We start from the raw sequence: 25,279 nt of genomic DNA on the forward strand, positions 1-25,279 counted from the left end.
CGCCTTTGGCAAGCTATCCATAACCGAACATAAGATCAAGTATTCCAGCCTCTATCTGTATCTCCCAGTTTTTAAAGTTCTCATCTTTGTTGAGTATGGTAAGATATCCTTCCCTTTCAAGATACAAAATGAGTTTTGCCAAGTTGGAAAGTCCACATATTCTTGCACTTTTGAGGTCCTCTATCTTTACCTTAGGTTGGGGCACATCTGCCTCTTTGTATATCCTCAAAAGTTCATCTTTTAGATGATAGTGTAAGTTCTCAAAGTCGCACACTTAAAGCCTCCTTTACTATCTGTGAGTCCTTAAAAGGATGCTTTACTCCTTTTACTTCCTGATAATCTTCGTGTCCTTTACCTGCAATAAGGACTACATCTCCTTGCTCTGCCTTGCTTATAGCAAGCTCTATGGCTCTTTTTCTGTCCTCTTCTATTAGAACCTTTGAGGTGTCATCTATACCTTCCAGTATATCCCTTATGATCTTGATTGGGTCCTCGTCTCTGGGATTATCTGATGTGATCACCACAAGGTCTGACCACTTTTGGGCAACCTTTCCCATTATTGGTCTCTTGGTTCTGTCTCTGTTGCCACCTGCACCAAAAAGGGTTATTACCTTCCCTTTGCAAAGTTTTCTTACACTTTTAAGCACATTTTCAAGGGCATCCGGTGTGTGTGCATAGTCCACTATAACTAAAAATCCATCCCCTTTGTAGGTTTCAAACCTTCCAGGCACATAAACTTTTTCTATACCTTCCTGAATGGCTTGCGGATCAACACCAAGAAGCATACCACAGAGTATTCCCGCAGATAGGTTGTAAGCCTGAAATTCTCCTACGAGGTTTGAATAAAAGTTATAAACCTTGCCTTGGTATTGGACTTTTAACCTTGATCCATCAAAATTGGTGCTAAAGTCAAGGATTTTAAAGTCTCCTTCCCTTCCGTAAGTTATGGCTTTTCCTTTTAGCTCCTCATGTATCCTTTTTCCGTAAGGATCGTCTGTGTTTACAATGGCGTGTTTGTACTCGTACTCTTTGAACAGTCTTAGCTTTGCCTTAAAGTACTCCCCCATGTTTTTATGGTAGTCAAGGTGATCATGAGATAGGTTCGTAAAGCCTACAATTTCAAAGCATGTAGGCCATACGCGTTTTTGGTCAAGAGCGTGAGAAGATACTTCCGCAGATACCGCCTGCGCTCCATCTTCCCACATTCTTCTGAGAGTGCCATGCCACAAAATGGGGTTGGGTGTTGTCCTACTTTCATACTGATAAACTTTGTCCATAAACCTGTAATATATGGTGCCTATAAGCCCCGTTTTTATACCGCCTTTGTTTAGCACGGATTCTATTATGTGAGTTGTGGTAGTCTTTCCGTTGGTTCCAGTTATGCCTATCACTTTTAGCTTTTTAGAGGGCTCTCCGTAGAAGGCATGGGTAAGCTCTCCTAAGGCATGCCTTGTGTCTTTTACCCTTACTATTCTGCTGTCTGATATATTCACATCTTTCTCCACAAGTACCCACTTGGCACCTCTTTTCAATGCCTCTTCCACAAAGTTGTGTCCGTCCGTCTGAGATCCTTTTATGGCTACAAAGATGTAGCCTTCCTGCACTTCTTTTGAGTTATCCGTAATACCTTTGACATCTTTTAGCAAGTTTAGTATGTCCATTTTTACTTTTCTGTGATGGTTTCCTCCACTTTCATACCAAAGTGTCTTCCTGCTTCTTCTGTATATCCAAGCACTTCGTCCCCTTCTTTTAGCTCTACTACAGATATAGGTGTGCCGTCAGGCTTTGTCAGTCTTATGGTTTCTGCGTTTTGAAGTATAGCGCTCACTTTTTTGTTTTCCGCCTTCCCTTCTACAAGGATCATGGGGCGCCTTTCCACCTTTGCTCTTCCCACATAAACGAGTCTTCCCCTTCCCTTGTAGTCATAAACCATTACGGGATCTCCTGTGGATAGCTCACAAAGGTATTTGGTCTTATTGCCTGGAACCCTTATGTACATGTGAACCGCACCTGCATTAACCCTAAAGGGTCTGGAAGCTACATAAGGATTTTCTTCCGTTTCCGCATGCACCAAAAACATACCTGCAGAAGAGTTTCCCACAAGCATTCCCTCACCTCTTGAGAGCAAAGAGGTGGTATCCACACACACCCTATCTCCCAGTCCCAAAGGTAATATGCGTGTTATACGCACCACGCAGAGGTTTAGCTTTTCCTCCTCTTCTTCTAAAGCTCTACCTACTCGTTTTATGGTGTTCATGTCCGAGCTTTTTAGAACAACTCCTTTAACACCTTTTTCTAAGATCTTAAGAGCAGTCCTTGCCTCCTCTTCATTTTTGACAACTGCGTAAACTTCTTCCCTCTGAGCTATAATGTTCTCAAGGGGTATGATGGTCCAGTCAGTGGTTTCCACTATTACCTTCACATGGGGAGGATACTTGACCGCTTTTTCCTCATCTTCTTTCCCCTTTATAAGCAAATAGACCACATCCTCTCCCAGCTTTAGGTCTCCTTCCTCAGATACAATGCTCACCCTTCCGAGCTTTTTCACCTCTTCCTTTTTAGAGGGATCGCTGAGGACTATTGCAGTAGCTCCAGATTCTATTGCTGTGGTTATGAGTTTTTTGTCGTAGTTCTCCGCCCAATACCAAAACTCTTTCATGTAAAAACATTATAACATGGTAGGTGCGGGGGGACTCGAACCCCCGACCTCTGGCGTGTCGGGCCAGCGCTCTCCCTCTGAGCTACGCACCTTAGAATTTTAATTATACTACTTCATCAGATAGTAAGCCATTGTGCCGTACTGGCTTAAGTCCAGACTGGGAAGACTCGCTCCTAAGAACCTTCTGAGAAATCCTTTTCTATCTTCCATATAAAAGACTCTGGCTTTCTCTGCGTGTGAGAGCTTCTTAGCCATATCTATGGCATCTTCAATATTGCCTATACCATCTACGAGCCCAACTTTTTGAGCCATAAGACCTGTCATTATTCTGCCGTCTGCGATACTTTTTAACTTCTCCTCACTTATCTTTCCTGACCTGTATTTTAATATGGCTGAAATAAACTGTTGATAAGCGTCCTCTATGGTGCTTTCCAGATACTCTTTTTCTTCTTCTGTGAGTTTTCTAAAGGGTGAGAGAGTGTCTTTGAACTTACCCGTTTTTATGGCAGTGGCACTGACACCTATGCGGTTTAGAAGCTCCTTATAGTCTATATGCTGTATAATCACACCTATGCTACCTGTTATTGTGCCTGGGTTGGCATATATATAATCAGCGGGCACGGATATGTAATAACCACCAGATGCTGCAACATTTCCCATAGATACCACAATGGGCTTTTTACTTTCTTTGAAGCGCTCTAAGGCTCTGTATATCTCTTGAGAAGCTCCTACAGATCCACCCGGACTGTCTACTCTAAGCACCAGAGCCTTTACGCTTTTATCTTCCTTTGCTTTCTCTATTTTCTTTATTAATGGCTCTGGGTCCACTATAACACCATCTACTTTTATCACCGCTATCCTGTCCCCTACAGGTAGTCTGGATATAAGGTTTGTTAATGCCATCACACCTACCAAAAGTATCAATACTAATATAAACTTTTTCATGTATTAGATTATATTGCTTAATCTACTCATTGACCCCAACATTAAGTCCTACCACCTCTTTAGGAAGACAAGGATAAAAGAGGCAGAGGATAAAGTTCCTTAGTAAACTCACTCGGAGTGTATAATTTTATTAAGATACTCATGTTTCTGGGCGTGCTAAAGTTAGACCTTTTCTTTCCAGAGAACCACTCCCTGAAGGAGAAGAGATACTACCTTAGGTCTATTAAGGATCGTGTAAAGTCTAGTTTCAATGTTTCCGTTGCAGAAGTAGACTACCACGACCTTTGGCAGAGGTCCCAGTTAGCTATAGTTTGTGTAGGTGCGGAAAAGTCCTTGGTAGAGGAAACCCTCTCTAAGGTACGGAACTTTCTTGACAAAAACTACCCCGAGTTCATATTGGGTATAGATTTAGAATACATAAAGGTTTGAATTAGCCAAACACGAGTATCTGTTCCTCCTTAAATTTTCCCCCTATAAGTTCCCAGCTTCTGTAAGACACCACTTTGCCTTTACTTACGGAAAGTATAATGTAAGACCAACCTTCAAAAGCTCTTTCTTCATCAAACTGTGATGGTCTGTCTGGATGATCCGGATGAGAGTGATAAACTCCAACTATCTCAAGACCAAAATTTTTAGCTTTTTCCTCCGCTTTTAAGTAATCTTTTGGGTGTATCTCATATCTGTCGTTCTTTCTCTCGGCGTTAGCATTAGGAGTTTCAAAGGCTCCAAAGACGGTTCTTATCTCACCTTCTGCCTTTCCCAAAAGAAGCCCGCATGTCTCGTAAGGGTAATCCCTCTCTGCCTGAGCTATGATCTTTTGTAAGGCTGATCCCTTTATTCTAAGCATGTTTCACACCATGGCAAATTGGGTGAGAAGTTCTGCTATCTGTACCGCATTGGTAGCAGCACCCTTCCGTATGTTATCCGCAGTTATCCACATGGAGAGGCCCGGCTCAAAAACTAAGTCCTTTCTTACCCTACCTACAAAAACTTCATCCCTTCCTGCAACATCCAAGGGTGTAGGATAGTCTTCGTATAGGATAACTCCCTTTGCCTTTGAAAGTATGGACTTTGCCTCTTGAACATTTAGCTCTCTTTTTAGCTTTATACTTACCGCTTCCGAATGTCCGTAAAACACGGGAACTCTCACCGTTGTAGCAGAAACCTTTATATCTGGATCGTGCATGATCTTCCGCGTTTCGTTTAACATCTTCATTTCCTCTTTTGTATAACCATTCTCTGTAAAAACATCTATCTGAGGTATTACGTTGAAAGCTATCTTTTTGGGCAAAGCTTTTGGATGGGGTGCATCTTTATCCTCACACCAAGCTTTTACTTGTTCTTGTAGCTCCCTTATTGCTTTTGCACCAGCACCTGATACAGACTGATATGTAGAAACCACTATAGCTTCTATGCCTGCAACATCGTATATGGGCTTTAAGGCTACAACCATCTGTATAGTAGAGCAGTTAGGATTGGCTATTATGCCTTTGTGGTCCTTAACATCTTCGGGGTTTACTTCTGGTACGACAAGAGGTACATTAGGTTCAAGCCTCCATGCAGAAGAATTATCTATAACCACCGCTCCATCTGATGCAAATTTTGGTGCATACTCCTTGCTTACGGAACTTCCCGCAGAGAAAAGTGCTATATCAATACCTTTAAAATCTGTCCTTTTGTTAAGAGCTTGAACTTTTATTTTCTCACCTTTGAAAGTTAAAAGAGTACCCTCAGATTTCTCTGAGGCAAAAAGCTCAAGATGGTCTACGGGAAAATCCCTTTCTTCTAAAACTCTCAAGAAGGCTCTTCCTACTTCGCCTGTAGCTCCAACTACAGCAACCCTATATCCCATAGCTTTATAATTATATATTTGTTTATACGGTCAGGGTGAAAAACTTCATAAGGTTAAATATGATATAAATCATATAGAAAGGGCCTGACAAGATGTTAGTATGGTGGTATGACAAAGCTACAGAAAGTTGGCGTATGCTTGATAGCTTTCTTGGGCGTTTCCTACGCACAAGAAAAAGACTGCAATACCAACCCTTTAAAAGAGCACAAATGGTGTGAATACGCTTGGGTAATATGCAAGAACTTAGTTACCTACAGGTTAGAGAAGATAAGGGAGTGTATAGAGAAGAGTCAAAATTACGAAGAGGGAAGTGCTTGCTTTGAAAAGTCATGGATAGAAAACTTTTTGCAACGGTAAAATCCTTAGAAGAAATAGGTATAACGGAGCTTTACCTTATTGAAAGTAGAAGCGAAAAAATAGGTAAAAAGCTGTTGCTGGAAGAACTGTTTAAAAAACTGAGTACTGAGGGTAAGTGTGTGCTCTATGAAGGTAGCAGTGGCTATGTCTTTGGTGATGGAAATCCTGATTCACCGGTGGTTTTTGTGGGAGAGGCACCAGGCGAGGAAGAAGACAGACAAAAAAAACCCTTTGTAGGAAGAGCGGGTAGGTACTTAAACGAAAAGCTCCAAGAAGTTGGACTAAGTCGTGAAGAGGTTTATATCACCAATGTAGTAAAATCAAGACCTCCGGGAAACAGAAAACCTACTAAAGATGAAATGATAGGCTGTATACCTTATCTGAGAAAAGAGATAGAGATAATAAAGCCAAAACTGATAGTATGCTTGGGCTCTACCGCTCTTGAAGGGCTTTTGGGCAAGAACCTACCCATAACGCGCTACAGGGGACAGGTTTTTGACTACCCTTATGACAGGAACATAAAGGTTTTTCTAACCTACCATCCTGCTTATGTGCTGAGAAACCCCCAAGCGGACAAAGAGTTCACCCAAGATATAAAAAAGGTAGTGGAGCTTTTAAAAGAGTTATAATAGAGCTTTATGGAATACCATATAAAAGACCTATCGCTTGCACAGGAAGGCAGAGACAGGATAGAGTGGGCAGAGAGGGACATGCCAGTTCTCAGAATCATAAGAGAGGAGTTTGCTAAAGAAAGACCTCTAAAGAACGTAAGAATATCCGCTTGTCTGCACATTACTACGGAGACTGCAAACCTTGCCATAACCCTCAAAGAAGGGGGTGCAGAAGTTTATTTGACCGCTTCTAACCCCCTATCCACTCAGGACGATGTGGCAGCAGCTCTTGTGAAGTATTATCAGATACCAGTATTTGCTATAAAAGGTGAAGATACGCAAACTTACTACCAACACCTTCATGAGGTGATAAGGAAAGAGCCTAACATAGTTATAGATGATGGTGCGGACCTTATATCTACCCTTCACAAAGATTACAAAGAGCTTTCTAAGAAAGTAATGGGAGGTATGGAAGAGACCACTACGGGCGTTATAAGATTAAAAGCCATGGCTAAGCAAGGGATTTTGAACTTTCCTATAATAGCGGTTAATGACGCATACACTAAACATATGTTTGACAACAGATACGGGACTGGGCAATCCACCATAGATGCCATAATGAGGGCTACCAACAGGCTCATAGCGGGTTCTAACTTTGTAGTTGCTGGCTACGGTTGGTGTGGTAAAGGTGTGGCTCAAAGAGCGAGAGGTATGGGTGCAACGGTAATCATCACCGAGGTAGATCCTATAAAGGCTTTAGAGGCAAGGATGGACGGATTTTTGGTAATGCCTATGATAGAAGCGGCAAAAATAGGGGACTTTTTCGTTACGGTAACAGGAAACACATCTGTTATAAGGGAAGAGCACATGAAAGTTATGAAAGATGGAGCGATAATTTCCAATGCAGGACACTTCAATGTGGAGATAGATGTGCAGGCTCTTGAAAGCATGAGTGTGAGCAAAAGAGAGATAAGAAAGTTCGTAGAGGAGTATAAACTTGCAGATGGCAGAAGAATTTACCTAATAGCTCAGGGGAGGCTTGTGAACCTTGCCAGTGCGGAGGGACACCCTGCATCAGTAATGGACATGTCCTTTGCCAATCAGGCACTTTCTGCCAAGTACATCCTTGAACATCATCAGGAACTAAAAAGGGACGTTTACAGAGTGCCAGAAGAAATAGACAGGAGAATAGCACAGCTAAAGCTTGAGAGCATGGGAGTGAAGATAGACACTCTAACGCTAGAGCAAGTAAAGTACCTATCCTCTTGGGAGTTGGGTACATGAGCTTAGAAAAGTTCTTCCTTTCAGCACAGAATAGTGTTCTTGTGATAGTAGATATTCAGGAAAAGCTTGCCAGAGTTATGGAAAAAAGGCAGAGTGTTATAAAAAATGTGCAAAATCTAATAGAAATGTGTAAGCTCTTTGAAATTCCCATAATAATCACAGAGCAGTACCCTAAGGGCTTGGGACAGACCGTTGAGGAGATAAGAAATGTCTTACCAGAATACAAACCCATAGAAAAACTCAGTTTTAACTGCTGTGAAGAAAGGCTCTTTCTTGAAACTGTAAAAGGTTATAACAGGAAAAGCGTTATCTTGACTGGTATGGAAACACACATATGCGTACTGCAGACCGCTCTGGGACTTTTAAGAGAAGGATACCATGTGCATGTGGTTTCTGATGGGGTATGCTCGCGCTCTTGGGAAAACCACCAGACGGGTATTGAATTCATGAGGTCCGCAGGAGCTGTAATAACATGTACAGAAACAGTACTCTTCCAACACCTCAAAGTGGCAGGCACTCAAGAGTTCAAAGTCCTATCTAAACTTATAAAGTGAAGTACACAAGGTATGTGTATTCCTTACAGGAAGAGAGCTTTTATCAACTACTTACAGAGTACACAAAAGGTGTTGAGATTTTAGACAGAAAAGATGACAAGGTAATCTTTGCGGTATATGAAAAGTTGGAACATTTAGAACCTCTGCAGGTTCAAGAGATCCGTATGAAACACCCAAAAAGCTATCTAAAAACTATAAGGGTAAAGGACTTTCTCATTGTGCCGTGCGGAGTTAAGACCATTTTCATAAACCCGGGCATGGCTTTTGGCACGGGTCTGCACGCATCTACACAGATATGTCTTTTGTTGATAGATGAGTTTTTTAAAAAAGGCTGGACTGCTATAGATGTAGGTTGCGGTAGCGGAATTTTGTCTATAGCTCTAGAAAAGCTCGGTGCAAAGGAAGTTTTAGCTATTGACATAGACCAGATTGCAGTGAGGGAATGCAAGAAGAACGCAAAAGCAAACAACACACACATAAAATGCATAAAAGCAAGACCACAGGACATAAGAGAAAGATTCGACTTCCTTTGTGCTAACTTGGAAATGGACATCTTCAGAAAAGAAATGGAACACATAAAGAGGCTCTTTAAAAAGCGAGCGGTATTCTCTGGTATATACGGAAAGGACGAGCTTGATGAATTTTTACAGATGCTAAAAGGCTTCCGTATAGTTAAAATAAAGAAAGTTAAGGGCTGGTTTGGTCTGGTAGTGGAAATATGAAGTACAAAAAGTACAAGTTAGAAAGAAGAGAAAAAAGGAAAGTAAAAGGAAAGTTGTTGAAATTTCTGTTTTTTTCAGGCATTGCGGGAATTACTGTATACATGTTCTTTTCCCTTATTACGGGAAAACCCCAAGTGGAAAACCTAAGGGACATCACCTTCATACCCGCTCAAAAGGATGCGATCCTAAGGCTAAAAGGTGATGTAAAGCGAGCAACTATAAAAATACTTCAGGGAGAAAGGGAATTTATCCTGTATGACGCACCACCTCAAGGAAAGGCTATTCCTCTACATTTAGCTCCAAGGCAGATGGGACTAACGGACGGAAAAGCCAAACTGCTCATAACGCTCAGATACGGACTTTTGGGCAGGAAAACTTACCAAATGGACACTTGGATTGATACTCTGCCCCCTAAGCTTGAAGTTGTGGGTTATACTCGGTATGTACCACAGGGTGGCACAGGTGCGGTAAAGGCAAGGGTAAAAGATGGTTATAGCGCTTACTTGCAAGTAGGAGAGGAAAGGTATCCCATGTATCCCGTAGGTAAGGAAGAATACTTTACTCTGTATCCTGTAAAGGTTGACCAAGACCCCTCCACCACTATAAAAGTTGTTGCTTATGACCTTGCTGGTAACAGCACAACGGCTCTCTTGAAAATCCAAATAAAGAAGGTACAGTTTAAAACAGACAGGATAAAGCTAAGCGAAGAGTTTATAAAGAAGGTTATCATACCGCTTCTTGGTAGGGACATGCCACCTATCGATGCTTTCAAAGAAGTTAACGAAAACTGGAGAAAGAAGGATGTGGAGAATCTCAAAAGGATAGGATCAAACAGCACTGCTAAAAAGCTTTGGGAGGGCAATTTCTTACAGCTTCCGGGTAGCAAAGTGATTTCCACCTTTGGAGACATAAGGTATTACTATTACCAAGACAGAGAGATAAGCATGAGCAGACACATGGGTTATGACTTTGCTTCCGTTGAAAACGCACCAGTGCCAGCCAGCAACAGTGGTATAGTGGTCTTTACTGGTAATATGGGTATATACGGGAATATGGTTGTTATAGATCACGGCTTTGGTCTTATGAGTCTGTACGGTCATCTCTCAGAGATAAAGGTAAAAAAAAGGCAGTTTGTGAAAAAGGGAGATATCATAGCAAACACAGATAGCACAGGCTTGGCTCTTGGGGACCACTTACACTTTGGCATAATGGTTCATGGGATAGAAGTAAACCCAAAAGAATGGCTTGATGCCAAGTGGCTAAAAACTAACATAGATAGCGTGCTCGAAGCGAATTAACCAAAACTTAACATTTCACCATTAAAGTTAATACCAAGGAGGTTTGGTCATGGACATGATTTCTTACACCTTTTTAGATGAAGAACTGGAAAGACTTTCCCTAATGTTAGAAAACTTTGTCAAGAATGTAGGTGTTGAACTGTGCGTTTTGTGTGATGAAGGAGGAAGGCTCATAACTTTTGCACCTAAGTTTGAGAGCTTAAAGCCCATATCCCATAGAAGCGCAGTCATCTCTGCAGCAATAAACGGAGCGATAGAGTACTTAGAAAATCTTGTTGACAGTGGAAGAGTTCTGTATGTGTCAGGAAAGACCAAGAGTGTATACATGCTTAAATCAGAGCACGCCTTTATTCTGTTTGTTTCTTTCTCTAATAAAACGCCCCTTGGTAGTGTGAAGGTCTTCAGTGAGAGACTCATGAAAGAGATCTATCCCATGTTAGAAGAAGCTCGCAGTAGAAAAGCAGATACGCGCACTGTAAAGTTTGAGGACATAGCCATATGAGGGAACTGCGCATACTTTACCATGGTCTTGGTATGGCTGGTAAAACCACAAACTTGGAAAAGCTTAAAGAAATTTACAAAGATAGAGTTTACGATAGAATCCATCAGCAAACTGCGGAAGGAAGGACTGTTTATCTTGACTTGCTTATGCTAAAGTTTCATACCTGTGTTCAAGGCGTAGATGTTATTGTTTCTTTATTCACCACACCCGGACAAAAGAGGTTTAAGGTACTCAGACCTTGGCTTTTTGGACATACATCTTCCGTTGTGTTTGTCTTTGACTCCTCAAGGGACATTCAGGAAAACATGGAAAGTTTTTATGAGATAAAGGATATTATAAGCATAAACAGGATAGTAGTGCAAGCAAACAAGAGAGATGTACCAAACGCAGTTCCGTTAGAAATCATAAAAGAAACTTTTAACAGTATGCCTGTAATTCCCGCAGTTGCAAAAGATGGCATTGGCGTTTTGGAGACCCTAAAAGAAGCTATAAAGACTGCTCTAAAAAATGAGGAAGGAGCTGTTAGGTCTTCTTAAAAAGGCTAAACCAGCGTTAGGTCCCATACACAGAGATGCGGTGAACTTAAGCTGGATACTTGAGATACACAGCTCTTCTCTTCAAACAGGCTTTTATGTGTTTCAATCTTTGGAACAAACGCACTTTTTACCAATGGTCAATGGCGCTCTGTGGGGAGACCTTCCTGAGTACTTTGAGATGCTCAGTTTCTATAAATCCACAAGAAACTTTCTTATACATCACTTTCAACTGCCTGTGTCTCCAGACATACCCTTATGCAAAGGAGAACCCATATGGATAAACTTAGAAAGTCTGAGTTTTAACATAAAAGAGTTTTTCAGAAAATTAGAAGAGTTTTCTACAACAGGGTTTGTAGAGGTAGAAGATAGAGTGAAAAGAGAAAAGGGATATATATTTTTACAGAACGGACTGATTGTAGATGCAAGAACTGAGCAACAAAAAGGCAGAGAGGCGCTTAAACAAATAATCAAAAATCTTTCTGAAAACGTTTGTCTGATAAACCTCTATCAATTGGAAGACATAGTACTTAGCTTTCTACTTTCCGATCCTAAAATGGTCTCTGTATCGTCGAAATTAGAAGATGCGCAAGAGTTCTGCCAAGAACTATCCAAGAGGTATATGGGACATCCACTACTTTTAATAAGTGTATCTATGCAAGATTACGGTTATCGTGTATTTATGGATGGATATGTAATATATCAAGGTGCTTTTGATGAAGAAGCAGATGTTTTTGAGGTTTATTTGGTCAATCAAATAAAGCAGTTTGATATACTAAATCCCTATGATTACATAGAAGAAGGCAGTAAGATAAAAACCTTTCGGTCTGACGATGAATCCCACATAATCTACTTCTGTCCAGCTTGTTGGAGTGTCATATCAGAAAAGGATAAGCTATGCCCTAACTGCGGATATGACATTACGGAATTTCATAAAATGCCATACGAGTACAAGCTTCTCATGGGTCTTGAACATCCAGTATTGGAGATGAGGATCAATGTTATACATACGGTTGGCATGAAAAACCTTGTATCCGCTTTACCTCAACTTGAATATATGGCAAATAAAGAGTCAAACCCCATACTTTTGATGGCTATAGTTGATGCTCTTGGTAAAATGTCTCATGTAGAAGCTTTGGAACTTCTAAGAAAGCTCTCCCATCACACTTATCCCATAGTACGTTCAAGGGCAAAATATATATTAGACAGAAAAATCATAAAAGAAAATAGATTCTGATGTGTTATAATTTAATGTATATATAGCGGGCGTAGCTCAGTGGTGGAGCGGCTGCTTGCCATGCAGCAGGTCGCGGGTTCGAGTCCCGTCGCCCGCTCCATAATCAAAGGTGTGGTAAAATTAAAGGAATGCAGAAAGGTAAAAGCTGGCTTACAGAACTCATAGCCGTAATAGTAATAGTGCTCTTACTTAGAGCCTTTGTAGTTCAGGCTTATAACATTCCTTCTGGCTCTATGAAGCCTACCCTTCTGGTTGGTGATTTCATACTTGTAAATAAGCTAGTTTATAGTATTTCAGAACCCAAAAGAGGAGATATTATAGTTTTTAGGTGGCCTGTGAATCCGAACATAGACTTTATAAAGAGGATAATAGGTATGCCTGGGGATGTGATAGAAGTTAAAGATTATCAAGTTTTTATAAACGGAAAACCACTTCCTTTAAAACTCATAGGTGAGCAGTATGAAGATGGTAATAGAAAGCTCATCTACGAAGAGCTTCTTCCCAACGGCGTAAAACATAAAATAGCTCTGTATGCAGATCCTGTAATACCTCGCAGAGATGTACCTCCTACTAAAATACCTCCAGGAAATTACTTTGTGATGGGAGATAACCGTGATAACAGTGAGGATAGTAGGTACTGGGGCTTTGTACCAAAGGAAAACATAGTAGGTAAAGCTTTTGTCATATACTTTTCAGGAGACATACCACCTCTTGAAAGCACAGATGTAAATATCTTTACAGGATTTAAACAACTATTTTTGGCTCTCTTACACCCACGCCTAGACCGTATAGGCAAACCTCTTATAGATCAATAGTGATACCCTTATAAAACAGCTCCCTAATAACATGTTTGATAAGAGCAGGATCAATACCCACAGAACGCATACTTGCTATAAAGAGATTTGGTAGTGCATTGGCATGTATTAGCGTGTCCTTTATAGTACCATTCTCAAAGTACACATACTTTTCAAGCTCTTCCTTCACTTTTATAAACTCACTTTCATTAAGCTGTGCAATGATACGGTTTATAACCTCAAAGCATGAGCTTTCATCTATAGAAGCTGGCAGGTCTGTACCTAACTCTGCAGTTTTGAGAGACTTAAGAGCCATACGGAAGGTGTTTTCACCAAGAGGGTTTCCCCATGCTGGAAAGACTTTACTTATGCGTAAACCTTCTACCCCTTCAAGGGCTTTATGCACCACTCTTGAACAGGGCATACTAAGAGAAGCATACAGGACCACATCCTCTACATCAGGATCTTCAAAAAGGGAAAATTCTTCGGGCGTGCGTAAGGAACTAAAAAGATGAGAGGTGAATAAAAAGCCTGTTTCTTCCTCGTAGAGGGCAAAGGTCCCTTTATAAGGTGAAAAAGGCGTAGGTACGATACGAAGCACATCACCCGTTGACAGCTTTAGTTTCATATCTGGAAGGCTCTCTACGAGCCTTATGCGGGACATGGGAACACCAGACTTATTTAGCCATTTGGCTACGCTTATGGATGTTATAACTTGAAGCTTAGGACTACTTTGAAGCATACTGAGAATAGTAGCGCACGCTTTAGGTTCAGAATCAAGCAGTACAACAGCTTTTATTATGTCCATAGTGCTTAAAATCTCTTCTATCTTAGCTTTTACCTGCGCGTAATCTTCAAGTGTGCCCGTGTTTATTAGCAGAGGTATTTTTATATCCTCCCTTTCGTATATACGAAGGTACACATTCGAGTGAAGCAAGAAGCTACTGTCTTGCACACCTACCCAGAAAAGCCCCCTTTCAAGCTCAACAGGTTGTGTAAGGTCTGCCTTTTTAGGTAAAGAGAAAGTTTTATCCTGCACTTTGTCCTGAGTAAAAATAAAAGCTGGTAAAAATAAGCTTGTGAAAAACGCCTCGTTGCCTAAGGAACCTTCCTCAGGGTAGCTTTCCCCAGTGTAAGGAAAGAGCTCTATCTTTACATCCTCAAAGGTGAGTATCTCTCTCAAAGCCTGAAGATCACAGGTTGTTCCAACGATTTGTCCTTCTTTTATGTAAATACTACAGTTTTTTTCAGAAGCTTTAAGACTCATAATAGAAGAGGCACTGCGCCTAAGAAGGTGTAAAAGAAGATTTACAGGACCAATCAAGGATAGCTGTCTTGGTTCAACTTCTCCCCTGTTTAACCATACTGCTTTTGTAAGAAGGTCAAGAGGGTTAAAGGGAAGGATCACAAAGTTAAGGTCAGTAAAACCCAAAGCTCTTAGCTTTTCTGCATCTTCATACTTATCTATGAAAAACATAGGGATGGGATACTTCCCCGCTCTAATGGTGTCTAACCAAAAGTTCAGATGCTTAAGCTCCATAAGGATTATATCAAAGGAAGTGGCATCCAGAAGGTCCTTTGCCTTTTGTTCATCTAATGCTACGAGAAGTTTATGACCAGTCACATCAAAAATGTCGCTTATAAGAGAAAAAAACTTTCTGTCTTCATCAAGTAAAAGAAACCTTATACCCATCAGTAAACCTCCCCTTTCTTAGATGCCACCTCAAGGAGTTTTATCTGATCCTTGAGTATGTTTAGGGATTGGACAACCATAAAAAAAGCATGCTCCACATTTATAAGAGCGGACTGAAAAGAAAGATCGTCTGTGAGAAGTCTTAGCTCTCTAAACTTTCTGTAGTATTCGTCAAGCTCCGTTCCAAAATCCAATATGTTTTTTAGGACCTCTTCTGATAGTTTTAAAGCCTCTCCCTTTGTGTCCATATGTTTCCTATCTCCTCGCCTTCCTTTCTTGGCATATTATACCTGCTGAAAAGAATAGATTCAAGTTTTTTAAAGTCTAAAGGCTCAAGTCCCTCAAAAACAAGTATGTCAAGCTCTTCTTTTCTCTCGTACCTTACACAAACATCTGCTTGCCCTTCAAAGACAAACACATCCCCTCCACCAGCCATAAAGCCTGTGCTAAGTGCCATAATTAAAAAATTAAGCTCGCTAACGCACATGGTGGGTTTATGTATTTCTTTGTCTATGCTAAGAAGGGTACAAAGGGCAAGTCCTACGCGAAAAAGGTTTTCCCCAGTAAGAGGGTAAACACCTCTCTTTCCTGAGATCTTGTTCTCTTTAAATAGGCTCTCTGACAGCATCTTCTATTGCCTTTTCTATTTCCTTTATCTGAATCAAGTGCCTACCTGCAAGAACAAAAAACTCTTCGTTTCCCTTTGAGCCTTTGGGCTTGGACTTTATCACGCCTCCTACATTAAAGCCAAGTTCGTTCAAGTGCTTACATACTTTCAAAACCGCATATGCCTTGTCTTTAGGATCTCTTACTACGCCCTTTCTTACTTTTTCAGGTGTAAGTTCAAATTGCGGTTTTACAAGAATGAGTGCTATCCCATCATCCTTAAGAAATTTAAGTACATGTGAGAGTATCTTGGTCAAGGATATGAAAGACACATCCACCGTTATGATATCCACCTTTTGAGGTATGTGCTCTTCTGTAAGGCTTCTTGCATCTGTTTCTTCGTATAGAATTACTCTTGGATCTTTGCGAAGCTTCATATCCATCTGAGCTCTTCCCACATCCACTGCATAAACCTTTAAAGCACCTTTTTGCAAAAGACAGTCAGTAAAGCCACCTGTTGATGAACCTACATCAAGAGCGACAAGACCTTTTACATCTACCTTGAAGCGCTCCAGTACGTGTTCCAGCTTGTATCCTCCCCGAGAGACATACCTCATAGTTTCCTTGACTTCTATTCTTTGACCTTCCTTTACCAAAAAGCCCGGTTTATCCACAATATGGCCATCAACAACTACCAAACCTGACATTATAAGAGCTTGTGCCTTTTCACGCGAGCTTGCAAAACCAAGTTCAAGAAGCTTTTTATCCAGCCTCTCGCGGGGCATTAGAGTTTCAGAAGGTACTTGATAAGGTATATTAAAAAGATAAGTATCATAGGAGAAAAATCAAGGCCGTTGATAGGCTTGATCACAGACCTTATAGGTTCAAGCATGGGAGAAACTATACGGTCTGCAAATGCATAAAGTTTGCTGTTTCTAAGGGAAGGAAACCAAGAAGCCAAAGCGTGGAAAACTATTACCAGTATGAGAAGGTTCAAAAGCAGAGATAAGATACCCTTTATCACTCTACAAACTCAAGTATAGCGAGCTCACAACTGTCTCCTGTACGCCTAAAGGGAAGCTTTATGATCCTTGTGTATCCGCCGTTCCTTCCTTCGTACCTGACCGCTATGTCTTCAAAGAGCTTCTTTATAGCGGTTCTGTTGGGTAGTATGGCTAAGGCTCTCCTTCTTGATGAGAGGTCACCTTTTTTTGCTAAGGTTATGAGCTTTTCTGCTAAGGGCCTTACCGCCTTTGCCTTTTGCAGAGATGTTTCTATCCTCTCTTCCTTTATAAGAGCAAGCAGAAGTGATCTGTATAGAGCCACCCTTTGTTCTTTAGTCCTGTCAAAGCGTTTTTTCTTAACCTTGTGCCTCATAACTTACCTCCTGCTCTCTATGTCCATGCCTAAGTATAATCCCATTTGCTTTAGGGCTTCCTTTATTTCGTTTATAGCTTTTCTTCCTATGTTCTTTGTGCCTTTGAGGTCCTCTTCGGAGAGCTTGACCAAATCACCTATGGTGTTTATGCCCATCCTCTTTATGGAGTTGAGCGCTCTTTGGGACACATCAAGCTCTTCTACCGGGAGGCTGAGCTTTTCCAAAAACTCATCTATTACTACGGGTTCTTCCGCTACGGGTAATTCGTAGGATATGTGTTCTAAACTTGAAAAGTACCTTACAAGTATGGATATGGCTTCTTTTACCACCTCTTCTGGTGTTTTTGTTCCGTCTGTATAAACTTCCATTATAAGCTTGTCGTAATCACTTCTCTTTTCCACTCTTGTCTTTTCAACTTTAAAGCTAACCTGACGAACGGGGGAAAAGTCTGCATCCACAAGTATCCAGCCTATCTCCCCTATAACTTCCATCTCTTCGGTGGGCATGTATCCAAAGCCTCTTTCTATCTTTATCTCCATGTGAAGTTCTTTGTTGGGGTCAGTTATGGTTGCTATCTTCTGATCAGGGTTTACTACTTCCACGTGAGGTGGGAGTGCTATATCCCTTGCGGTTATTACTCCCTCACCGCTCTTTTTCAGGTATAGGGTTTCCACATCACCTTCCCTTAGGTTAAACCTAACTTTCTTAAGGTTAGCTATAACCTCAAGCACATCTTCTTGAACGCCTTCTATTGCAGAAAACTCGTGATATATGCCGTATATCTTTACCGCTGTTATAGCAGTGCCCTGAATGGAAGAGAGAAGGGTTCTTCTGAGAGAATTACCTAAGGTAATGCCAAAACCACGCTCCAAAGGTTCTACTACAAATCTTCCATAAGTCCTATCCCTCTCTTCCCAATAAACCTTAGAAGGAAAGAGAAATTCTCTTTGCATAATAAGACCTCCTTAAACTCTTGAATAGAACTCAATAATGTACTGCAAGTTAACAGGAACCTCAAGCTGGACATCCTTAGGAAGGTCAATTACCTTTCCTCTGAAATTCTCTTTATCCAGTTCTAACCAAGGTGGCACACTTCTTGGGTCTATATTTTCTATGTTTTCCCTAAACTGAGGTACGTCTCTTGAGGTAGGTTTTAACTCTATAATGTCTCCTACATTTACACGGTAAGATGGTATGTCTACCTTTTTTCCGTTTACCAGTATGTGGCCGTGTGATACCATCTGCCTTGCTTGTCTTCTTGTTGAAGCCATACCCAGCCTGTACACCACATTATCAAGCCTTCTTTCAAGAAGCTGAATCAGTACTTGTCCTGTATTGCCCTTTGCCTTTGAAGCTTCTTCAAAGTATCTCTTAAACTGCTTTTCTCTTATACCGCCGTAAAGGAACTTGAGCTTTTGTTTTTCCATAAGGCGAAGCCCAAACTCTGTGAGCTTTCTTTTTCTTCCTTTAACCCTACCGTGCTGTCCAGGTGGGAAGTTTCTCCTTGAGAGGATCCTACCTGCGCTTTTTTTGCCCGAAACTACAACACCAAACCTTCTGTCTATCTTAGACCATGGTCCTATGTACCTGCTCATCTCACACCCTCCTCTTAGAAGGTGGCCTACACCCGTTGTGAGGTATTGGGGTAACATCCCTTATGAGCTTTATCTTGAGTCCAGAAGCGTATATGGCTCTTAGAGCGGATTCTCTTCCTGCTCCTGCACCTTTTATTCTCACTTCTACTTCCTGAAGACCATACTCCTGCATAGCTCTTTTGGCAGCTTTTTGCGCTGCAAGCTGTGCAGCGTAAGGAGTACTCTTTCTTGTTCCTTTAAAACCTACAGTACCACCGCTTTCCCAAACTAAGGTGTTTCCCTGTGGATCTGTTATGTTTACTATGGTGTTGTTGAAAGTGCTAAGTATGTTTACTATACCCTGCGTCACGGTCCTTTTCTGTTTTTTAGCCTGTCCTTTCTTTTTAGCCATCAGAAACCTCCTATTTGGCTATTTTCTTTTTAGTACCGCCCACGGTTTTTCTTTTACCTTTTCTCGTTCTTGCATTGGTCCTGGTCTGTTGTCCTCTTACGGGTAAACCTTTAGCGTGTCTTAGTCCTCTGTAGCAACCCATGTCCATAAGCCTCTTTATGTTCATCTGCACTTCTCTTCTGAGATCGCCTTCTACTTTGTAGTTTTGCTCTATGAACCTCCTTATGATGTTTAACTCTTCAGGGGACAACTCACCAAGCCTTTTAGTGCACGGAATGCCCGTCTTTTCACATATTTCTTTAGCTCTTGACCAACCTATGCCGTAAAGGTAAGTCAATGCCACTTCTAACTTTTTATGATCAGGGAGGTCAACACCAGCTATTCTTGCCATAACTTACCTCCTTAAGAACCTTGCCTTTGCTTGTGCTTTGGATTCTCACATATAACCATAACTCTTCCTTTCCTTCTTATGACCTTACATTTGGCACACATGGGTTTCACAGATGGTTTTACCTTCATCACACACCTCCTTTATGCCCTATAAACTATCCTGCCTCTGGTAAGGTCGTAAGGTGAGAGCTCCACTTTGACTCTATCCCCAGGCAGGATCCTTATAAAGTGAACACGCATCTTCCCAGAGACATGAGCCAAAACTTCGTGCCCTGTATCCAACTTTACTCGGAACATAGCGTTAGGCAGAGCTTCTGTCACCGTACCCTCAAGTACTATTCCCTTCTCCTTGTACTGATGATCCTCTTTTTTCTTACCCATTGCTAAACTCCGTAAGTACCACAGGTCCGTCTTTAGTTATAGCCACGGTGTACTCAAAGTGAGCAGATGGGCTCCTGTCTGCTGTATGAACAGTCCACCCATCCCCGTCAAGAACCGTATCCTCTGTCCCGAGAGCAAACATGGGTTCAATGGCTACCACCATTCCCTGCTTTAACTTAGTATCTCTTTTATCCATATCCTTTAAGTTATTGGGTATGAAGGGTTCTTCGTGCACCCTTCTGCCAATGCCATGCCCACCAAGACCTCTGACAGGATACACACCGTACCTTTGAGCTGTGCCATGTATTGCGCGCGTTATATCGCTTACCCATCTTCCCGGCACACACATCTTTACAGCCTCTTCCAAAGCTTCCTTTGTAGCCTTCAAAAGCATCTCCTCCTTCTGTCCTACCTTACCAACAGCTACAGTTATAGCAGAATCTCCTGCGTATCCATCTATTATAGCACCAAAATCCAAACTTACCAAGTCCCCTTCCTTTATGATCTGATCCTTTTTGGGAAGCCCGTGAACCACCGCGGAGTTTATAGATACGCATATGGCTGCAGGATAAGGAGTCCTACTAAAGGGAGGTTTGTAGTTCAGAAACGCTGGACGAGCACCTCTCTTTTTGCTTTCCTCTCTTGCTATCATATCTATGTCATAAGTAGAAATGCCCGGCTTTATCTGTTCTGCAACTCTTTCTAACACCTCTGCTACCACAAGACAAGCCTTCCTAATCTTCTCTATCTCCTTAAAAGAGTAAAGTTCAACATTCATCCTTTAGTGCCTTTTTGATCTCTTCATGTAGCTCTTCTATACTCTTCCGAGCGTCCAGCCTAATTAATTTATTCTCTTTTTCATAAAAGTCAATAAGTTCTGCGGTCTGTTTTCTGTAAACCTCAAGCCTCTTTCTTACTACTTCTTCTTTATCATCTTCCCTTTGAATGAGCTTTGTACCGCATATATCACAAATTTCGTCTTCTTTAGGTGGGTTAAACTTCATGTGGTATACCGCACCACACTTGGGGCATGTCCTTCTTCCGGACAGCCTCTCCACTATATAGTCATCTCCTATCTCAAAGAGGAATACTTTATCTACACTTCTGTGGTATCTGCTGAGCATGTTTTCCAAAGCCTTAGCTTGCTGGAGAGTTCTTGGAAATCCGTCAAGTATTACGTTTTCTTCTTGCGATACTTCTTCTTCTACCATAGCTATTACCAGCTCATCAGGGACTAACTCCCCCCTGTCCATATACTCCTTAGCTTTCAGTCCCAAAGGTGTTTGTTTTTCTACTGCGGATCTTAGCATGTCTCCTGTGGATACGTGTTTAAGCTTTAGTTCCTGAGATATAAGCTTAGCTTGTGTTCCTTTTCCCGCACCGGGAGGACCCAAAAATACCACTATCATGGTCTTCTCCTTCTCATGTATCCTGCGTATTTTTTCTGTATCATCTGCGTTTCTATCTTATTGAGGGTGTCAAGAGCTACACCTACAACTATTAGAGCTGTTGTACCTCCGAAGTAAAAGGGCACTTTTAACCAAAGGCTGATAAATATGGGTATTATAGCTACCACACTTAGGAATATGGCACCTACAAAGGCAAGCCTGTTTATGATGTTTTCCAAGAGTTTTTGGGTATCTTGGCCTGGTCTAACTCCTGGCACAAAGGCACCTGCCTTTTTGAGGTTATCCGCAACATCTACTGGATTTATGAGCACAGCGGTGTAAAAGTAAGTGAAGAAGATTATGAAAAGCACATAAAGAAAGTTATAAAGGGGTGTTGTTGGATTAAAGGCATCGTGCAAAAGACGTGCTATGGGATGGTTCACAAACCCTAATACAGTAGAAGGTATTATGAGCAAGGATTGGGCAAAAATAATGGGTATTACGCCAGCAGGGTTTATCTTTATGGGAAGGTAAGTGGAACCTCCCGCTAATTCCTGCCTCCCTACCTGTCTTCTGGGATACTGTATGGGAATTCTTCTTTCTGCCTCTTGCATAAACACTATACCCACTATGACCGCTATGACGAAGATTATTGCACCAACGAACGCAAAGGGTGAGAGATCACCGTTTTTGAGCATTTCAAAAACTCGTATAGAAGCGTTGGGAAAGTTAGCAACTATACCGGCAAATATGAGCAGAGACATGCCGTTTCCTATACCCTTTTCTGTTATTCTGTCTCCTACCCAAACTAAAAACATGGTGGAGGACACAAGCGCTATTATTGTGGTAAGAGTGAAAAGTATCCCACCTTCTGGGACCACAGGAAATCCGCGGGGTGATACCTGATTCTGTAGCCACACAGATATACCCAAAGACTGTACAAAGGCAACGAATACTGTTAAGTATCTCGTGTACTGGTTTATCTTGTACCTTCCGTAATCACCTTCTTCTTTGGCGAGTCTTTGAAGTTCTGGTATGGCGACCGTAAGAAGTTGCATCATGATAGACGCAGAAATGTAAGGCATGACTCCAAGAGCAAAAAGGGTCATACGCCCAAGGTTTCCACCGGAAAATATGTCATAAAGGTAAAAAATTGTACCTTGAAAACTCTTGAAGAAGTCCTCCAGAGCGGTAGTATCTATGCCCGGCAGAGGTATGTGGCTACCTAGTCTGTATATGGCAAACATAAAAAGCGTGTAAATAAGTCTGTTTCTAAAGTCTTCAAGGGAGAAGAGTTGCTTTAAGTACTCTACCACTCTATAACCTCACAAGTACCACCTGCTTTTTCTATCTTCTCTTTTGCACTTGAAGAAAAGGCATGAGCCTTTACTGTAAACTTTTTAGTAATTTCTCCATCACCCAATATTTTGACGGGCATCCCTTTTCTGACAAATCCCCTATCGTAGAGTTTTTCGGGTGTGATCTCTTCACCTTCTGAGAAGTACCTTTCAAGGGTTTTTACATTGACAACGGAATAAACCACTCTGTTAGGACTATTAAATCCTCTTTTGGGTATTCTTTTGTGAAGAGGCGTCTGTCCTCCTTCAAACCAAGAGGGTAGGTTTCTGTCCCCTGACCTGCTTTTTTGCCCCTTGTGTCCTCTACCACAAGTCTTGCCATGCCCAGAGCCTATACCCCTACCCACTCTCTTTTTCTCCTTTACCGCTCCTTCGTTAGGTGCAAGCTCGTGAAGTTTCATGTTTTTCCTCCTTTAAAAAGGTATTTCGTCATCCTCTGAGTTCCAGAGCTTTTCGTCCACATTTCGTTCTTCTGGTATGACCTCTTCTTCGGGTGTTTCGTCAAGCTTGGGTTTGTTTATTATCCTTACAGCCTCAGCTACTATTCTCACTTTACTTTGCACCTTTCCTTCCTTGTCAGTCCATCTGTCTTGGGTGAGCCTTCCTTCTATGACTACTGTGTAGCCCTTGGATATCTTTGTGCCTAAATTTTCAGCGAGCTTACCGTAAGCTTTGACATCAAAAAAGTGGCTTTCCTCTTTCCAATCTTCGCCTACTTTATAGCGCCTGTTGTAAGCTATAGAAAACTCAGCTGTCTGGCTCCCGGAAGGCAAATATCTAACTACAGGATCTTTGGTGAGCCTTCCTATGATGAGCACCTTATTGAGCATCTTTTTTCTCCTTAATGTGGAAGTTTAGCCACCTTATAATATCATCACTTATCTTGTAGTAGAAGTCAAGCTCATTAGGTAGTTGTGGGTTTGAGGACTTTATGCGCAAAACAAAGTACCTGCCATGATGAAAGTTTTTTATAGGGTATGCGAGCTTTTTTATCCCCCAATCTTCCTCATGAAGAATCTCTCCTCCTTTCTTTTGGATGGTATCTTTGATCTCCTGAAGCTTCCTTTGGACCTCCTCTTCAGTTAGTGTAGGTTTAAGGACAAACACACTCTCATAATGTCTTGTAGTCTCATAATACCTTTTTGCCATCTTTCACCTCCTGGGCTTTTAGGTCCCTACCTTTATGGTAGGAACGAGGTATGTAATTATTATATCACACTTAACTTGCCTTTGCACCTTCTTTGACTTCTCTATCTGGCACTATGAGAGACAGTTTTTCACCGTCAGAGAGCGCAAGCACCATACCTTGAGATTCTATACCCATGATCTTTCTGGGCTTTAGGTTAGCTAAGATGAGTATGCTTTTGCCTATTAGTTCCTCAGGTGTGTAGTGCTTAGCAATACCTGCTACCAGTGTGCGCTCCTCCTCTCCAAGAGAGACTCTGAGCTTTAGGAGTTTCTCGGAGCCTTCTACCCTTTCTGCGGATAACACTTTAGCCAACCTTATGTCCAATTTAAGAAAATCCTCTATGCCTATGAGTTCCATGTTTTTTATTTGATACACTCGTTAGGATCTTCAGTTTCTATTTTAACAGCGGTCAGGCTTGTAGCTGTTGCAGGATCTTCCTGAACTTTTACTTCTACACACATATTAGGTTGTATGTAATTTAAGCACTGGCTTGCAGGGTAAGACACATCGTTTATCTCGCATGCGGTAGTTTGAGTTAAGTTAACTGTATAGGTTTTGCCCATCCATGTACCTGTAAAGTTGTTATTTTGTGTACTTGTACTTTGCACCATCAGGTGTATTTCAATTGTCTTGCCTGCTGTTTCTTGAGGGGTTAGTGGCTTCATTTTTACTTCGTACACCTGCCAAGGATTTGTGTTTGTGTTCACTTCAAACTCTTTTAATACAAAGTCAATAACGAGTTTGCCCATAGAAAAGGGTTGTACAATGCCATTGAACCTAATGTAGCACCTCTGAGTATCGCACTGCACCGTGTTAGGCTTGTTGGGTTTTTCGTTCATTGGTGTAAATACGGCCTGGTGTGCTACGTTGTTGGAATCTGTTATGGTAAGATTCTTGTCCATAACCACCTCAAGCCTGTTGTAAGTGCCTTGCGGGATGTTAGCAGTTGTAATGTACTGAAGAACACCGTTTAGTTTTGCAAGGTTTGTTTGTAGTCCTTGCTGGCTTGTAAAGAGATTCACCTTTTGCTGACAACTGTTGTCAGAGCACAGGTTTACCTCGTAAACTTTGACCAATATAGAAGGATATACGCTCATATCGTCAGTAAAGTATACAGGTATAGAAGAAGTAGAAGAAACTCCACCACCACCTCCACCACCGCAGGATACCAGAAGAGAACCAAGCACTAAAGCACCTGCCCAAACACTCTTCATCTTACTTACCTCCTAAGAGCTAATTATATCTATTGTTTAGTTTAAAATAAAAATTGGGTAAGTAAAAAAAAATGGGATAATGTTAGTATGGAGAGAAAAGGTAGGGCTCTTCTTCCTAATGAGCTGGAGGCTTTTAAAAAAGCTCTGGGCATTGGCCCTCATAACTTTTGGAGGTGGTCTTCTCGCACACGGAACTTTAAGCTCCTAACGGACGGAGAGTTTATATGGGTTGAAGGATGCGAAGAGGACATAGGAAAGGCTATGCCTGTTAGTTCTGCCACTTGGTGGAGCTGGGACTTTGTGAAAGAAAAGCTCAAGGAGATGGGTTAAAGTAGTGCTTCTATGAGT

38 protein-coding genes and 2 tRNA genes are annotated in these 25,279 nt (G+C 41.5%); 13 read left to right on the forward strand and 27 right to left on the reverse strand.

The annotated features are described in order from the left end of the window. Positions 1–13: 13 nt before the first annotated feature. The 5 genes from CP948_RS01065 to sppA form a co-directional block, all read right to left on the reverse strand. Positions 14–274: a hypothetical protein gene (locus CP948_RS01065; RefSeq protein WP_096600199.1), complete on the reverse strand. Its 261-nt coding sequence runs from the start codon at positions 272–274 to the stop codon at positions 14–16. Continuing rightward, complete coding sequence (locus CP948_RS01070; RefSeq protein WP_096600201.1) at positions 261–1,661, reverse strand: UDP-N-acetylmuramoyl-L-alanyl-D-glutamate--2,6-diaminopimelate ligase; 1,401 nt, start codon at positions 1,659–1,661, stop codon at positions 261–263. The genes CP948_RS01065 and CP948_RS01070 overlap by 14 nt, the downstream gene beginning before the upstream one ends. A gap of 2 nt (positions 1,662–1,663) precedes the next feature. Continuing rightward, positions 1,664–2,659 carry a 3-dehydroquinate synthase II gene (locus tag CP948_RS01075; protein WP_096600203.1) on the reverse strand — a complete coding sequence of 332 codons (996 nt, stop codon included), beginning with the start codon at positions 2,657–2,659 and terminating at the stop codon, positions 1,664–1,666. Between the two features lie 17 nt (positions 2,660–2,676). Beyond that, positions 2,677–2,751 (reverse strand) — tRNA-Val (locus CP948_RS01080). A 16-nt stretch (positions 2,752–2,767) separates the two neighbouring features. Next, on the reverse strand, positions 2,768–3,604 hold the full coding sequence (gene sppA, locus CP948_RS01085) for a signal peptide peptidase SppA (protein WP_096600205.1): 837 nt from the start codon (positions 3,602–3,604) through the stop codon (positions 2,768–2,770). A 141-nt stretch (positions 3,605–3,745) separates the two neighbouring features. On the opposite strand from sppA, the gene CP948_RS01090 reads away from it, so the two are divergent. Continuing rightward, a complete protein-coding gene (locus CP948_RS01090) occupies positions 3,746–4,033 on the forward strand; it encodes a DUF503 domain-containing protein (protein WP_096600811.1) in 288 nt (95 codons plus the stop codon). A 1-nt stretch (position 4,034) separates the two neighbouring features. On the opposite strand, the gene CP948_RS01095 is transcribed toward CP948_RS01090, so the two are convergent. Together CP948_RS01095 and CP948_RS01100 are read right to left on the reverse strand one after the other, a co-directional pair. Then, a complete protein-coding gene (locus CP948_RS01095; protein ID WP_096600207.1) occupies positions 4,035–4,451 on the reverse strand; it encodes a M67 family metallopeptidase in 417 nt (138 codons plus the stop codon). A gap of 3 nt (positions 4,452–4,454) precedes the next feature. Beyond that, positions 4,455–5,456, reverse strand: coding sequence for an aspartate-semialdehyde dehydrogenase (locus CP948_RS01100; RefSeq protein ID WP_096600209.1), 1,002 nt, complete (start codon positions 5,454–5,456; stop codon positions 4,455–4,457). A gap of 108 nt (positions 5,457–5,564) precedes the next feature. Between CP948_RS01100 and CP948_RS01105 the strand changes: the two genes are divergently transcribed. The 11 genes from CP948_RS01105 (at position 5,565) to lepB (ending at position 13,369) form a co-directional block, all read left to right on the forward strand. Continuing rightward, positions 5,565–5,813 (forward strand): hypothetical protein, encoded by a 249-nt coding sequence (locus tag CP948_RS01105; protein ID WP_096600211.1) that lies wholly within the window; start codon positions 5,565–5,567, stop codon positions 5,811–5,813. Further along, positions 5,786–6,442, forward strand: coding sequence for a uracil-DNA glycosylase (locus CP948_RS01110; protein WP_096600213.1), 657 nt, complete (start codon positions 5,786–5,788; stop codon positions 6,440–6,442). Before CP948_RS01105 ends, CP948_RS01110 begins: the two co-directional genes overlap by 28 nt. 9 nt (positions 6,443–6,451) lie before the next feature. Then, a complete protein-coding gene (gene ahcY / locus CP948_RS01115) occupies positions 6,452–7,708 on the forward strand; it encodes an adenosylhomocysteinase (protein ID WP_096600215.1) in 1,257 nt (418 codons plus the stop codon). After that, positions 7,705–8,262 carry a hydrolase gene (locus tag CP948_RS01120; protein WP_096600217.1) on the forward strand — a complete coding sequence of 186 codons (558 nt, stop codon included), beginning with the start codon at positions 7,705–7,707 and terminating at the stop codon, positions 8,260–8,262. Before ahcY ends, CP948_RS01120 begins: the two co-directional genes overlap by 4 nt. Beyond that, positions 8,259–8,984, forward strand: a complete 726-nt coding sequence (locus tag CP948_RS01125; RefSeq protein WP_096600219.1) for a 50S ribosomal protein L11 methyltransferase — start codon at positions 8,259–8,261, stop codon at positions 8,982–8,984. The genes CP948_RS01120 and CP948_RS01125 overlap by 4 nt, the downstream gene beginning before the upstream one ends. After that, complete coding sequence (locus CP948_RS09000; RefSeq protein WP_096600221.1) at positions 8,981–10,282, forward strand: M23 family metallopeptidase; 1,302 nt, start codon at positions 8,981–8,983, stop codon at positions 10,280–10,282. The genes CP948_RS01125 and CP948_RS09000 overlap by 4 nt, the downstream gene beginning before the upstream one ends. A gap of 49 nt (positions 10,283–10,331) precedes the next feature. Further along, positions 10,332–10,784, forward strand: a complete 453-nt coding sequence (locus CP948_RS01135; protein ID WP_096600223.1) for a roadblock/LC7 domain-containing protein — start codon at positions 10,332–10,334, stop codon at positions 10,782–10,784. Further along, positions 10,781–11,320 carry a GTP-binding protein gene (locus CP948_RS01140; protein ID WP_096600225.1) on the forward strand — a complete coding sequence of 180 codons (540 nt, stop codon included), beginning with the start codon at positions 10,781–10,783 and terminating at the stop codon, positions 11,318–11,320. The genes CP948_RS01135 and CP948_RS01140 overlap by 4 nt, the downstream gene beginning before the upstream one ends. Next, a complete protein-coding gene (locus CP948_RS01145; protein ID WP_245810041.1) occupies positions 11,292–12,554 on the forward strand; it encodes a HEAT repeat domain-containing protein in 1,263 nt (420 codons plus the stop codon). The genes CP948_RS01140 and CP948_RS01145 overlap by 29 nt, the downstream gene beginning before the upstream one ends. A gap of 25 nt (positions 12,555–12,579) precedes the next feature. Next, positions 12,580–12,654: transfer RNA gene (locus CP948_RS01150), tRNA-Gly, on the forward strand. 28 nt (positions 12,655–12,682) lie between these two features. Then, the gene (gene lepB, locus CP948_RS01155; protein WP_096600227.1) at positions 12,683–13,369 is read left to right on the forward strand and encodes a signal peptidase I; all 687 of its coding nucleotides are present in this window, start codon (positions 12,683–12,685) and stop codon (positions 13,367–13,369) included. On the opposite strand, the gene CP948_RS01160 is transcribed toward lepB, so the two are convergent. The 20 genes from CP948_RS01160 to CP948_RS01255 all read right to left on the reverse strand — a co-directional run bounded on the left by CP948_RS01160 (position 13,356) and on the right by CP948_RS01255 (position 24,931). Then, the gene (locus CP948_RS01160) at positions 13,356–15,041 is read right to left on the reverse strand and encodes an oxygen-binding di-iron domain-containing protein (protein ID WP_096600229.1); all 1,686 of its coding nucleotides are present in this window, start codon (positions 15,039–15,041) and stop codon (positions 13,356–13,358) included. The two genes, lepB and CP948_RS01160, sit on opposite strands and share 14 nt — an antisense overlap. Next, entirely contained in the window at positions 15,041–15,289 is a 249-nt protein-coding gene (locus CP948_RS01165) for a hypothetical protein (RefSeq protein ID WP_096600231.1), read from the reverse strand. Before CP948_RS01165 ends, CP948_RS01160 begins: the two co-directional genes overlap by 1 nt. Then, positions 15,265–15,669: a hypothetical protein gene (locus tag CP948_RS01170; RefSeq protein WP_096600233.1), complete on the reverse strand. Its 405-nt coding sequence runs from the start codon at positions 15,667–15,669 to the stop codon at positions 15,265–15,267. The genes CP948_RS01165 and CP948_RS01170 overlap by 25 nt, the downstream gene beginning before the upstream one ends. Continuing rightward, entirely contained in the window at positions 15,647–16,432 is a 786-nt protein-coding gene (locus tag CP948_RS01175; RefSeq protein ID WP_096600235.1) for a TlyA family RNA methyltransferase, read from the reverse strand. The genes CP948_RS01170 and CP948_RS01175 overlap by 23 nt, the downstream gene beginning before the upstream one ends. Then, positions 16,432–16,671, reverse strand: coding sequence for a YggT family protein (locus CP948_RS01180; RefSeq protein WP_096600237.1), 240 nt, complete (start codon positions 16,669–16,671; stop codon positions 16,432–16,434). The genes CP948_RS01175 and CP948_RS01180 overlap by 1 nt, the downstream gene beginning before the upstream one ends. Further along, positions 16,668–17,024, reverse strand: a complete 357-nt coding sequence (gene rplQ / locus CP948_RS01185; protein ID WP_096600239.1) for a 50S ribosomal protein L17 — start codon at positions 17,022–17,024, stop codon at positions 16,668–16,670. The genes CP948_RS01180 and rplQ overlap by 4 nt, the downstream gene beginning before the upstream one ends. Positions 17,025–17,027: 3 nt before the next feature. After that, complete coding sequence (locus CP948_RS01190; RefSeq protein WP_096600241.1) at positions 17,028–17,978, reverse strand: DNA-directed RNA polymerase subunit alpha; 951 nt, start codon at positions 17,976–17,978, stop codon at positions 17,028–17,030. A gap of 12 nt (positions 17,979–17,990) precedes the next feature. Further along, positions 17,991–18,620 carry a 30S ribosomal protein S4 gene (gene rpsD, locus CP948_RS01195; RefSeq protein ID WP_096600243.1) on the reverse strand — a complete coding sequence of 210 codons (630 nt, stop codon included), beginning with the start codon at positions 18,618–18,620 and terminating at the stop codon, positions 17,991–17,993. A gap of 1 nt (position 18,621) precedes the next feature. After that, positions 18,622–19,011 (reverse strand): 30S ribosomal protein S11, encoded by a 390-nt coding sequence (gene rpsK, locus CP948_RS01200; RefSeq protein WP_096600245.1) that lies wholly within the window; start codon positions 19,009–19,011, stop codon positions 18,622–18,624. 10 nt (positions 19,012–19,021) lie between these two features. After that, positions 19,022–19,402, reverse strand: a complete 381-nt coding sequence (gene rpsM / locus CP948_RS01205) for a 30S ribosomal protein S13 (RefSeq protein ID WP_096600247.1) — start codon at positions 19,400–19,402, stop codon at positions 19,022–19,024. 11 nt (positions 19,403–19,413) lie between these two features. Then, a complete protein-coding gene (gene rpmJ / locus CP948_RS01210; protein ID WP_096600249.1) occupies positions 19,414–19,530 on the reverse strand; it encodes a 50S ribosomal protein L36 in 117 nt (38 codons plus the stop codon). Between the two features lie 12 nt (positions 19,531–19,542). Further along, positions 19,543–19,782 (reverse strand): translation initiation factor IF-1, encoded by a 240-nt coding sequence (gene infA, locus CP948_RS01215; RefSeq protein ID WP_096600251.1) that lies wholly within the window; start codon positions 19,780–19,782, stop codon positions 19,543–19,545. Then, positions 19,775–20,560: a type I methionyl aminopeptidase gene (gene map / locus CP948_RS01220; RefSeq protein ID WP_096600253.1), complete on the reverse strand. Its 786-nt coding sequence runs from the start codon at positions 20,558–20,560 to the stop codon at positions 19,775–19,777. The genes infA and map overlap by 8 nt, the downstream gene beginning before the upstream one ends. Continuing rightward, on the reverse strand, positions 20,550–21,191 hold the full coding sequence (locus tag CP948_RS01225; protein ID WP_096600255.1) for an adenylate kinase: 642 nt from the start codon (positions 21,189–21,191) through the stop codon (positions 20,550–20,552). The genes map and CP948_RS01225 overlap by 11 nt, the downstream gene beginning before the upstream one ends. Beyond that, positions 21,188–22,486 carry a preprotein translocase subunit SecY gene (gene secY, locus CP948_RS01230; RefSeq protein ID WP_096600257.1) on the reverse strand — a complete coding sequence of 433 codons (1,299 nt, stop codon included), beginning with the start codon at positions 22,484–22,486 and terminating at the stop codon, positions 21,188–21,190. Before secY ends, CP948_RS01225 begins: the two co-directional genes overlap by 4 nt. Beyond that, positions 22,480–22,929: a 50S ribosomal protein L15 gene (rplO, locus tag CP948_RS01235; RefSeq protein WP_096600259.1), complete on the reverse strand. Its 450-nt coding sequence runs from the start codon at positions 22,927–22,929 to the stop codon at positions 22,480–22,482. Before rplO ends, secY begins: the two co-directional genes overlap by 7 nt. A gap of 12 nt (positions 22,930–22,941) precedes the next feature. Further along, positions 22,942–23,358, reverse strand: a complete 417-nt coding sequence (gene ssb, locus CP948_RS01240; RefSeq protein ID WP_096600261.1) for a single-stranded DNA-binding protein — start codon at positions 23,356–23,358, stop codon at positions 22,942–22,944. Continuing rightward, positions 23,348–23,677, reverse strand: coding sequence for a 30S ribosomal protein S6 (gene rpsF, locus CP948_RS01245; RefSeq protein WP_096600263.1), 330 nt, complete (start codon positions 23,675–23,677; stop codon positions 23,348–23,350). Before rpsF ends, ssb begins: the two co-directional genes overlap by 11 nt. 70 nt (positions 23,678–23,747) lie before the next feature. Continuing rightward, on the reverse strand, positions 23,748–24,074 hold the full coding sequence (gene metG, locus CP948_RS01250; protein WP_180764076.1) for a methionine--tRNA ligase subunit beta: 327 nt from the start codon (positions 24,072–24,074) through the stop codon (positions 23,748–23,750). 5 nt (positions 24,075–24,079) lie between these two features. Continuing rightward, positions 24,080–24,931: a DUF4382 domain-containing protein gene (locus tag CP948_RS01255; RefSeq protein ID WP_096600265.1), complete on the reverse strand. Its 852-nt coding sequence runs from the start codon at positions 24,929–24,931 to the stop codon at positions 24,080–24,082. An 87-nt stretch (positions 24,932–25,018) separates the two neighbouring features. Between CP948_RS01255 and CP948_RS01260 the strand changes: the two genes are divergently transcribed. Continuing rightward, positions 25,019–25,261: a hypothetical protein gene (locus CP948_RS01260; RefSeq protein WP_096600267.1), complete on the forward strand. Its 243-nt coding sequence runs from the start codon at positions 25,019–25,021 to the stop codon at positions 25,259–25,261. Positions 25,262–25,279: the final 18 nt, after the last annotated feature.

It is taken from the genome of Hydrogenobacter hydrogenophilus (assembly GCF_900215655.1).
In the GTDB taxonomy this organism is placed as follows: Bacteria; Aquificota; Aquificia; order Aquificales; family Aquificaceae; genus Hydrogenobacter; species Hydrogenobacter hydrogenophilus.

What these genes read in the sequence shown, in the direction of transcription:
- rplO (WP_096600259.1), bottom strand. Translation starts at nt 22,929, where the DNA reads ATGAAACTTCACGAGCTTGCACCTAACGAAGGAGCGGTAAAGGAGAAA.
- CP948_RS01100 (WP_096600209.1), bottom strand. Translation starts at nt 5,456, where the DNA reads ATGGGATATAGGGTTGCTGTAGTTGGAGCTACAGGCGAAGTAGGAAGA.
- CP948_RS01160 (WP_096600229.1), bottom strand. Translation starts at nt 15,041, where the DNA reads ATGGGTATAAGGTTTCTTTTACTTGATGAAGACAGAAAGTTTTTTTCT.
- CP948_RS01095 (WP_096600207.1), bottom strand. Translation starts at nt 4,451, where the DNA reads ATGCTTAGAATAAAGGGATCAGCCTTACAAAAGATCATAGCTCAGGCA.
- CP948_RS01070 (WP_096600201.1), bottom strand. Translation starts at nt 1,661, where the DNA reads ATGGACATACTAAACTTGCTAAAAGATGTCAAAGGTATTACGGATAAC.
- CP948_RS01120 (WP_096600217.1), top strand. Translation starts at nt 7,705, where the DNA reads ATGAGCTTAGAAAAGTTCTTCCTTTCAGCACAGAATAGTGTTCTTGTG.
- CP948_RS01145 (WP_245810041.1), top strand. Translation starts at nt 11,292, where the DNA reads ATGAGGAAGGAGCTGTTAGGTCTTCTTAAAAAGGCTAAACCAGCGTTA.
- CP948_RS01105 (WP_096600211.1), top strand. Translation starts at nt 5,565, where the DNA reads ATGACAAAGCTACAGAAAGTTGGCGTATGCTTGATAGCTTTCTTGGGC.
- CP948_RS09000 (WP_096600221.1), top strand. Translation starts at nt 8,981, where the DNA reads ATGAAGTACAAAAAGTACAAGTTAGAAAGAAGAGAAAAAAGGAAAGTA.
- ssb (WP_096600261.1), bottom strand. Translation starts at nt 23,358, where the DNA reads ATGCTCAATAAGGTGCTCATCATAGGAAGGCTCACCAAAGATCCTGTA.
- CP948_RS01190 (WP_096600241.1), bottom strand. Translation starts at nt 17,978, where the DNA reads ATGCAAAGAGAATTTCTCTTTCCTTCTAAGGTTTATTGGGAAGAGAGG.
- CP948_RS01090 (WP_096600811.1), top strand. Translation starts at nt 3,746, where the DNA reads ATGTTTCTGGGCGTGCTAAAGTTAGACCTTTTCTTTCCAGAGAACCAC.
- CP948_RS01135 (WP_096600223.1), top strand. Translation starts at nt 10,332, where the DNA reads ATGGACATGATTTCTTACACCTTTTTAGATGAAGAACTGGAAAGACTT.
- CP948_RS01110 (WP_096600213.1), top strand. Translation starts at nt 5,786, where the DNA reads ATGGATAGAAAACTTTTTGCAACGGTAAAATCCTTAGAAGAAATAGGT.
- CP948_RS01260 (WP_096600267.1), top strand. Translation starts at nt 25,019, where the DNA reads ATGGAGAGAAAAGGTAGGGCTCTTCTTCCTAATGAGCTGGAGGCTTTT.
- sppA (WP_096600205.1), bottom strand. Translation starts at nt 3,604, where the DNA reads ATGAAAAAGTTTATATTAGTATTGATACTTTTGGTAGGTGTGATGGCA.
- CP948_RS01225 (WP_096600255.1), bottom strand. Translation starts at nt 21,191, where the DNA reads ATGATAGTGGTATTTTTGGGTCCTCCCGGTGCGGGAAAAGGAACACAA.
- CP948_RS01170 (WP_096600233.1), bottom strand. Translation starts at nt 15,669, where the DNA reads ATGCTGTCAGAGAGCCTATTTAAAGAGAACAAGATCTCAGGAAAGAGA.
- CP948_RS01255 (WP_096600265.1), bottom strand. Translation starts at nt 24,931, where the DNA reads ATGAAGAGTGTTTGGGCAGGTGCTTTAGTGCTTGGTTCTCTTCTGGTA.
- CP948_RS01140 (WP_096600225.1), top strand. Translation starts at nt 10,781, where the DNA reads ATGAGGGAACTGCGCATACTTTACCATGGTCTTGGTATGGCTGGTAAA.
- infA (WP_096600251.1), bottom strand. Translation starts at nt 19,782, where the DNA reads ATGGGTAAGAAAAAAGAGGATCATCAGTACAAGGAGAAGGGAATAGTA.
- rpsM (WP_096600247.1), bottom strand. Translation starts at nt 19,402, where the DNA reads ATGGCAAGAATAGCTGGTGTTGACCTCCCTGATCATAAAAAGTTAGAA.
- rplQ (WP_096600239.1), bottom strand. Translation starts at nt 17,024, where the DNA reads ATGAGGCACAAGGTTAAGAAAAAACGCTTTGACAGGACTAAAGAACAA.
- rpmJ (WP_096600249.1), bottom strand. Translation starts at nt 19,530, where the DNA reads ATGAAGGTAAAACCATCTGTGAAACCCATGTGTGCCAAATGTAAGGTC.
- rpsF (WP_096600263.1), bottom strand. Translation starts at nt 23,677, where the DNA reads ATGGCAAAAAGGTATTATGAGACTACAAGACATTATGAGAGTGTGTTT.
- metG (WP_180764076.1), bottom strand. Translation starts at nt 24,074, where the DNA reads ATGGAACTCATAGGCATAGAGGATTTTCTTAAATTGGACATAAGGTTG.
- lepB (WP_096600227.1), top strand. Translation starts at nt 12,683, where the DNA reads ATGCAGAAAGGTAAAAGCTGGCTTACAGAACTCATAGCCGTAATAGTA.
- CP948_RS01075 (WP_096600203.1), bottom strand. Translation starts at nt 2,659, where the DNA reads ATGAAAGAGTTTTGGTATTGGGCGGAGAACTACGACAAAAAACTCATA.
- map (WP_096600253.1), bottom strand. Translation starts at nt 20,560, where the DNA reads ATGAATGTTGAACTTTACTCTTTTAAGGAGATAGAGAAGATTAGGAAG.
- ahcY (WP_096600215.1), top strand. Translation starts at nt 6,452, where the DNA reads ATGGAATACCATATAAAAGACCTATCGCTTGCACAGGAAGGCAGAGAC.
- CP948_RS01175 (WP_096600235.1), bottom strand. Translation starts at nt 16,432, where the DNA reads ATGCCCCGCGAGAGGCTGGATAAAAAGCTTCTTGAACTTGGTTTTGCA.
- rpsD (WP_096600243.1), bottom strand. Translation starts at nt 18,620, where the DNA reads ATGAGCAGGTACATAGGACCATGGTCTAAGATAGACAGAAGGTTTGGT.
- rpsK (WP_096600245.1), bottom strand. Translation starts at nt 19,011, where the DNA reads ATGGCTAAAAAGAAAGGACAGGCTAAAAAACAGAAAAGGACCGTGACG.
- CP948_RS01165 (WP_096600231.1), bottom strand. Translation starts at nt 15,289, where the DNA reads ATGGACACAAAGGGAGAGGCTTTAAAACTATCAGAAGAGGTCCTAAAA.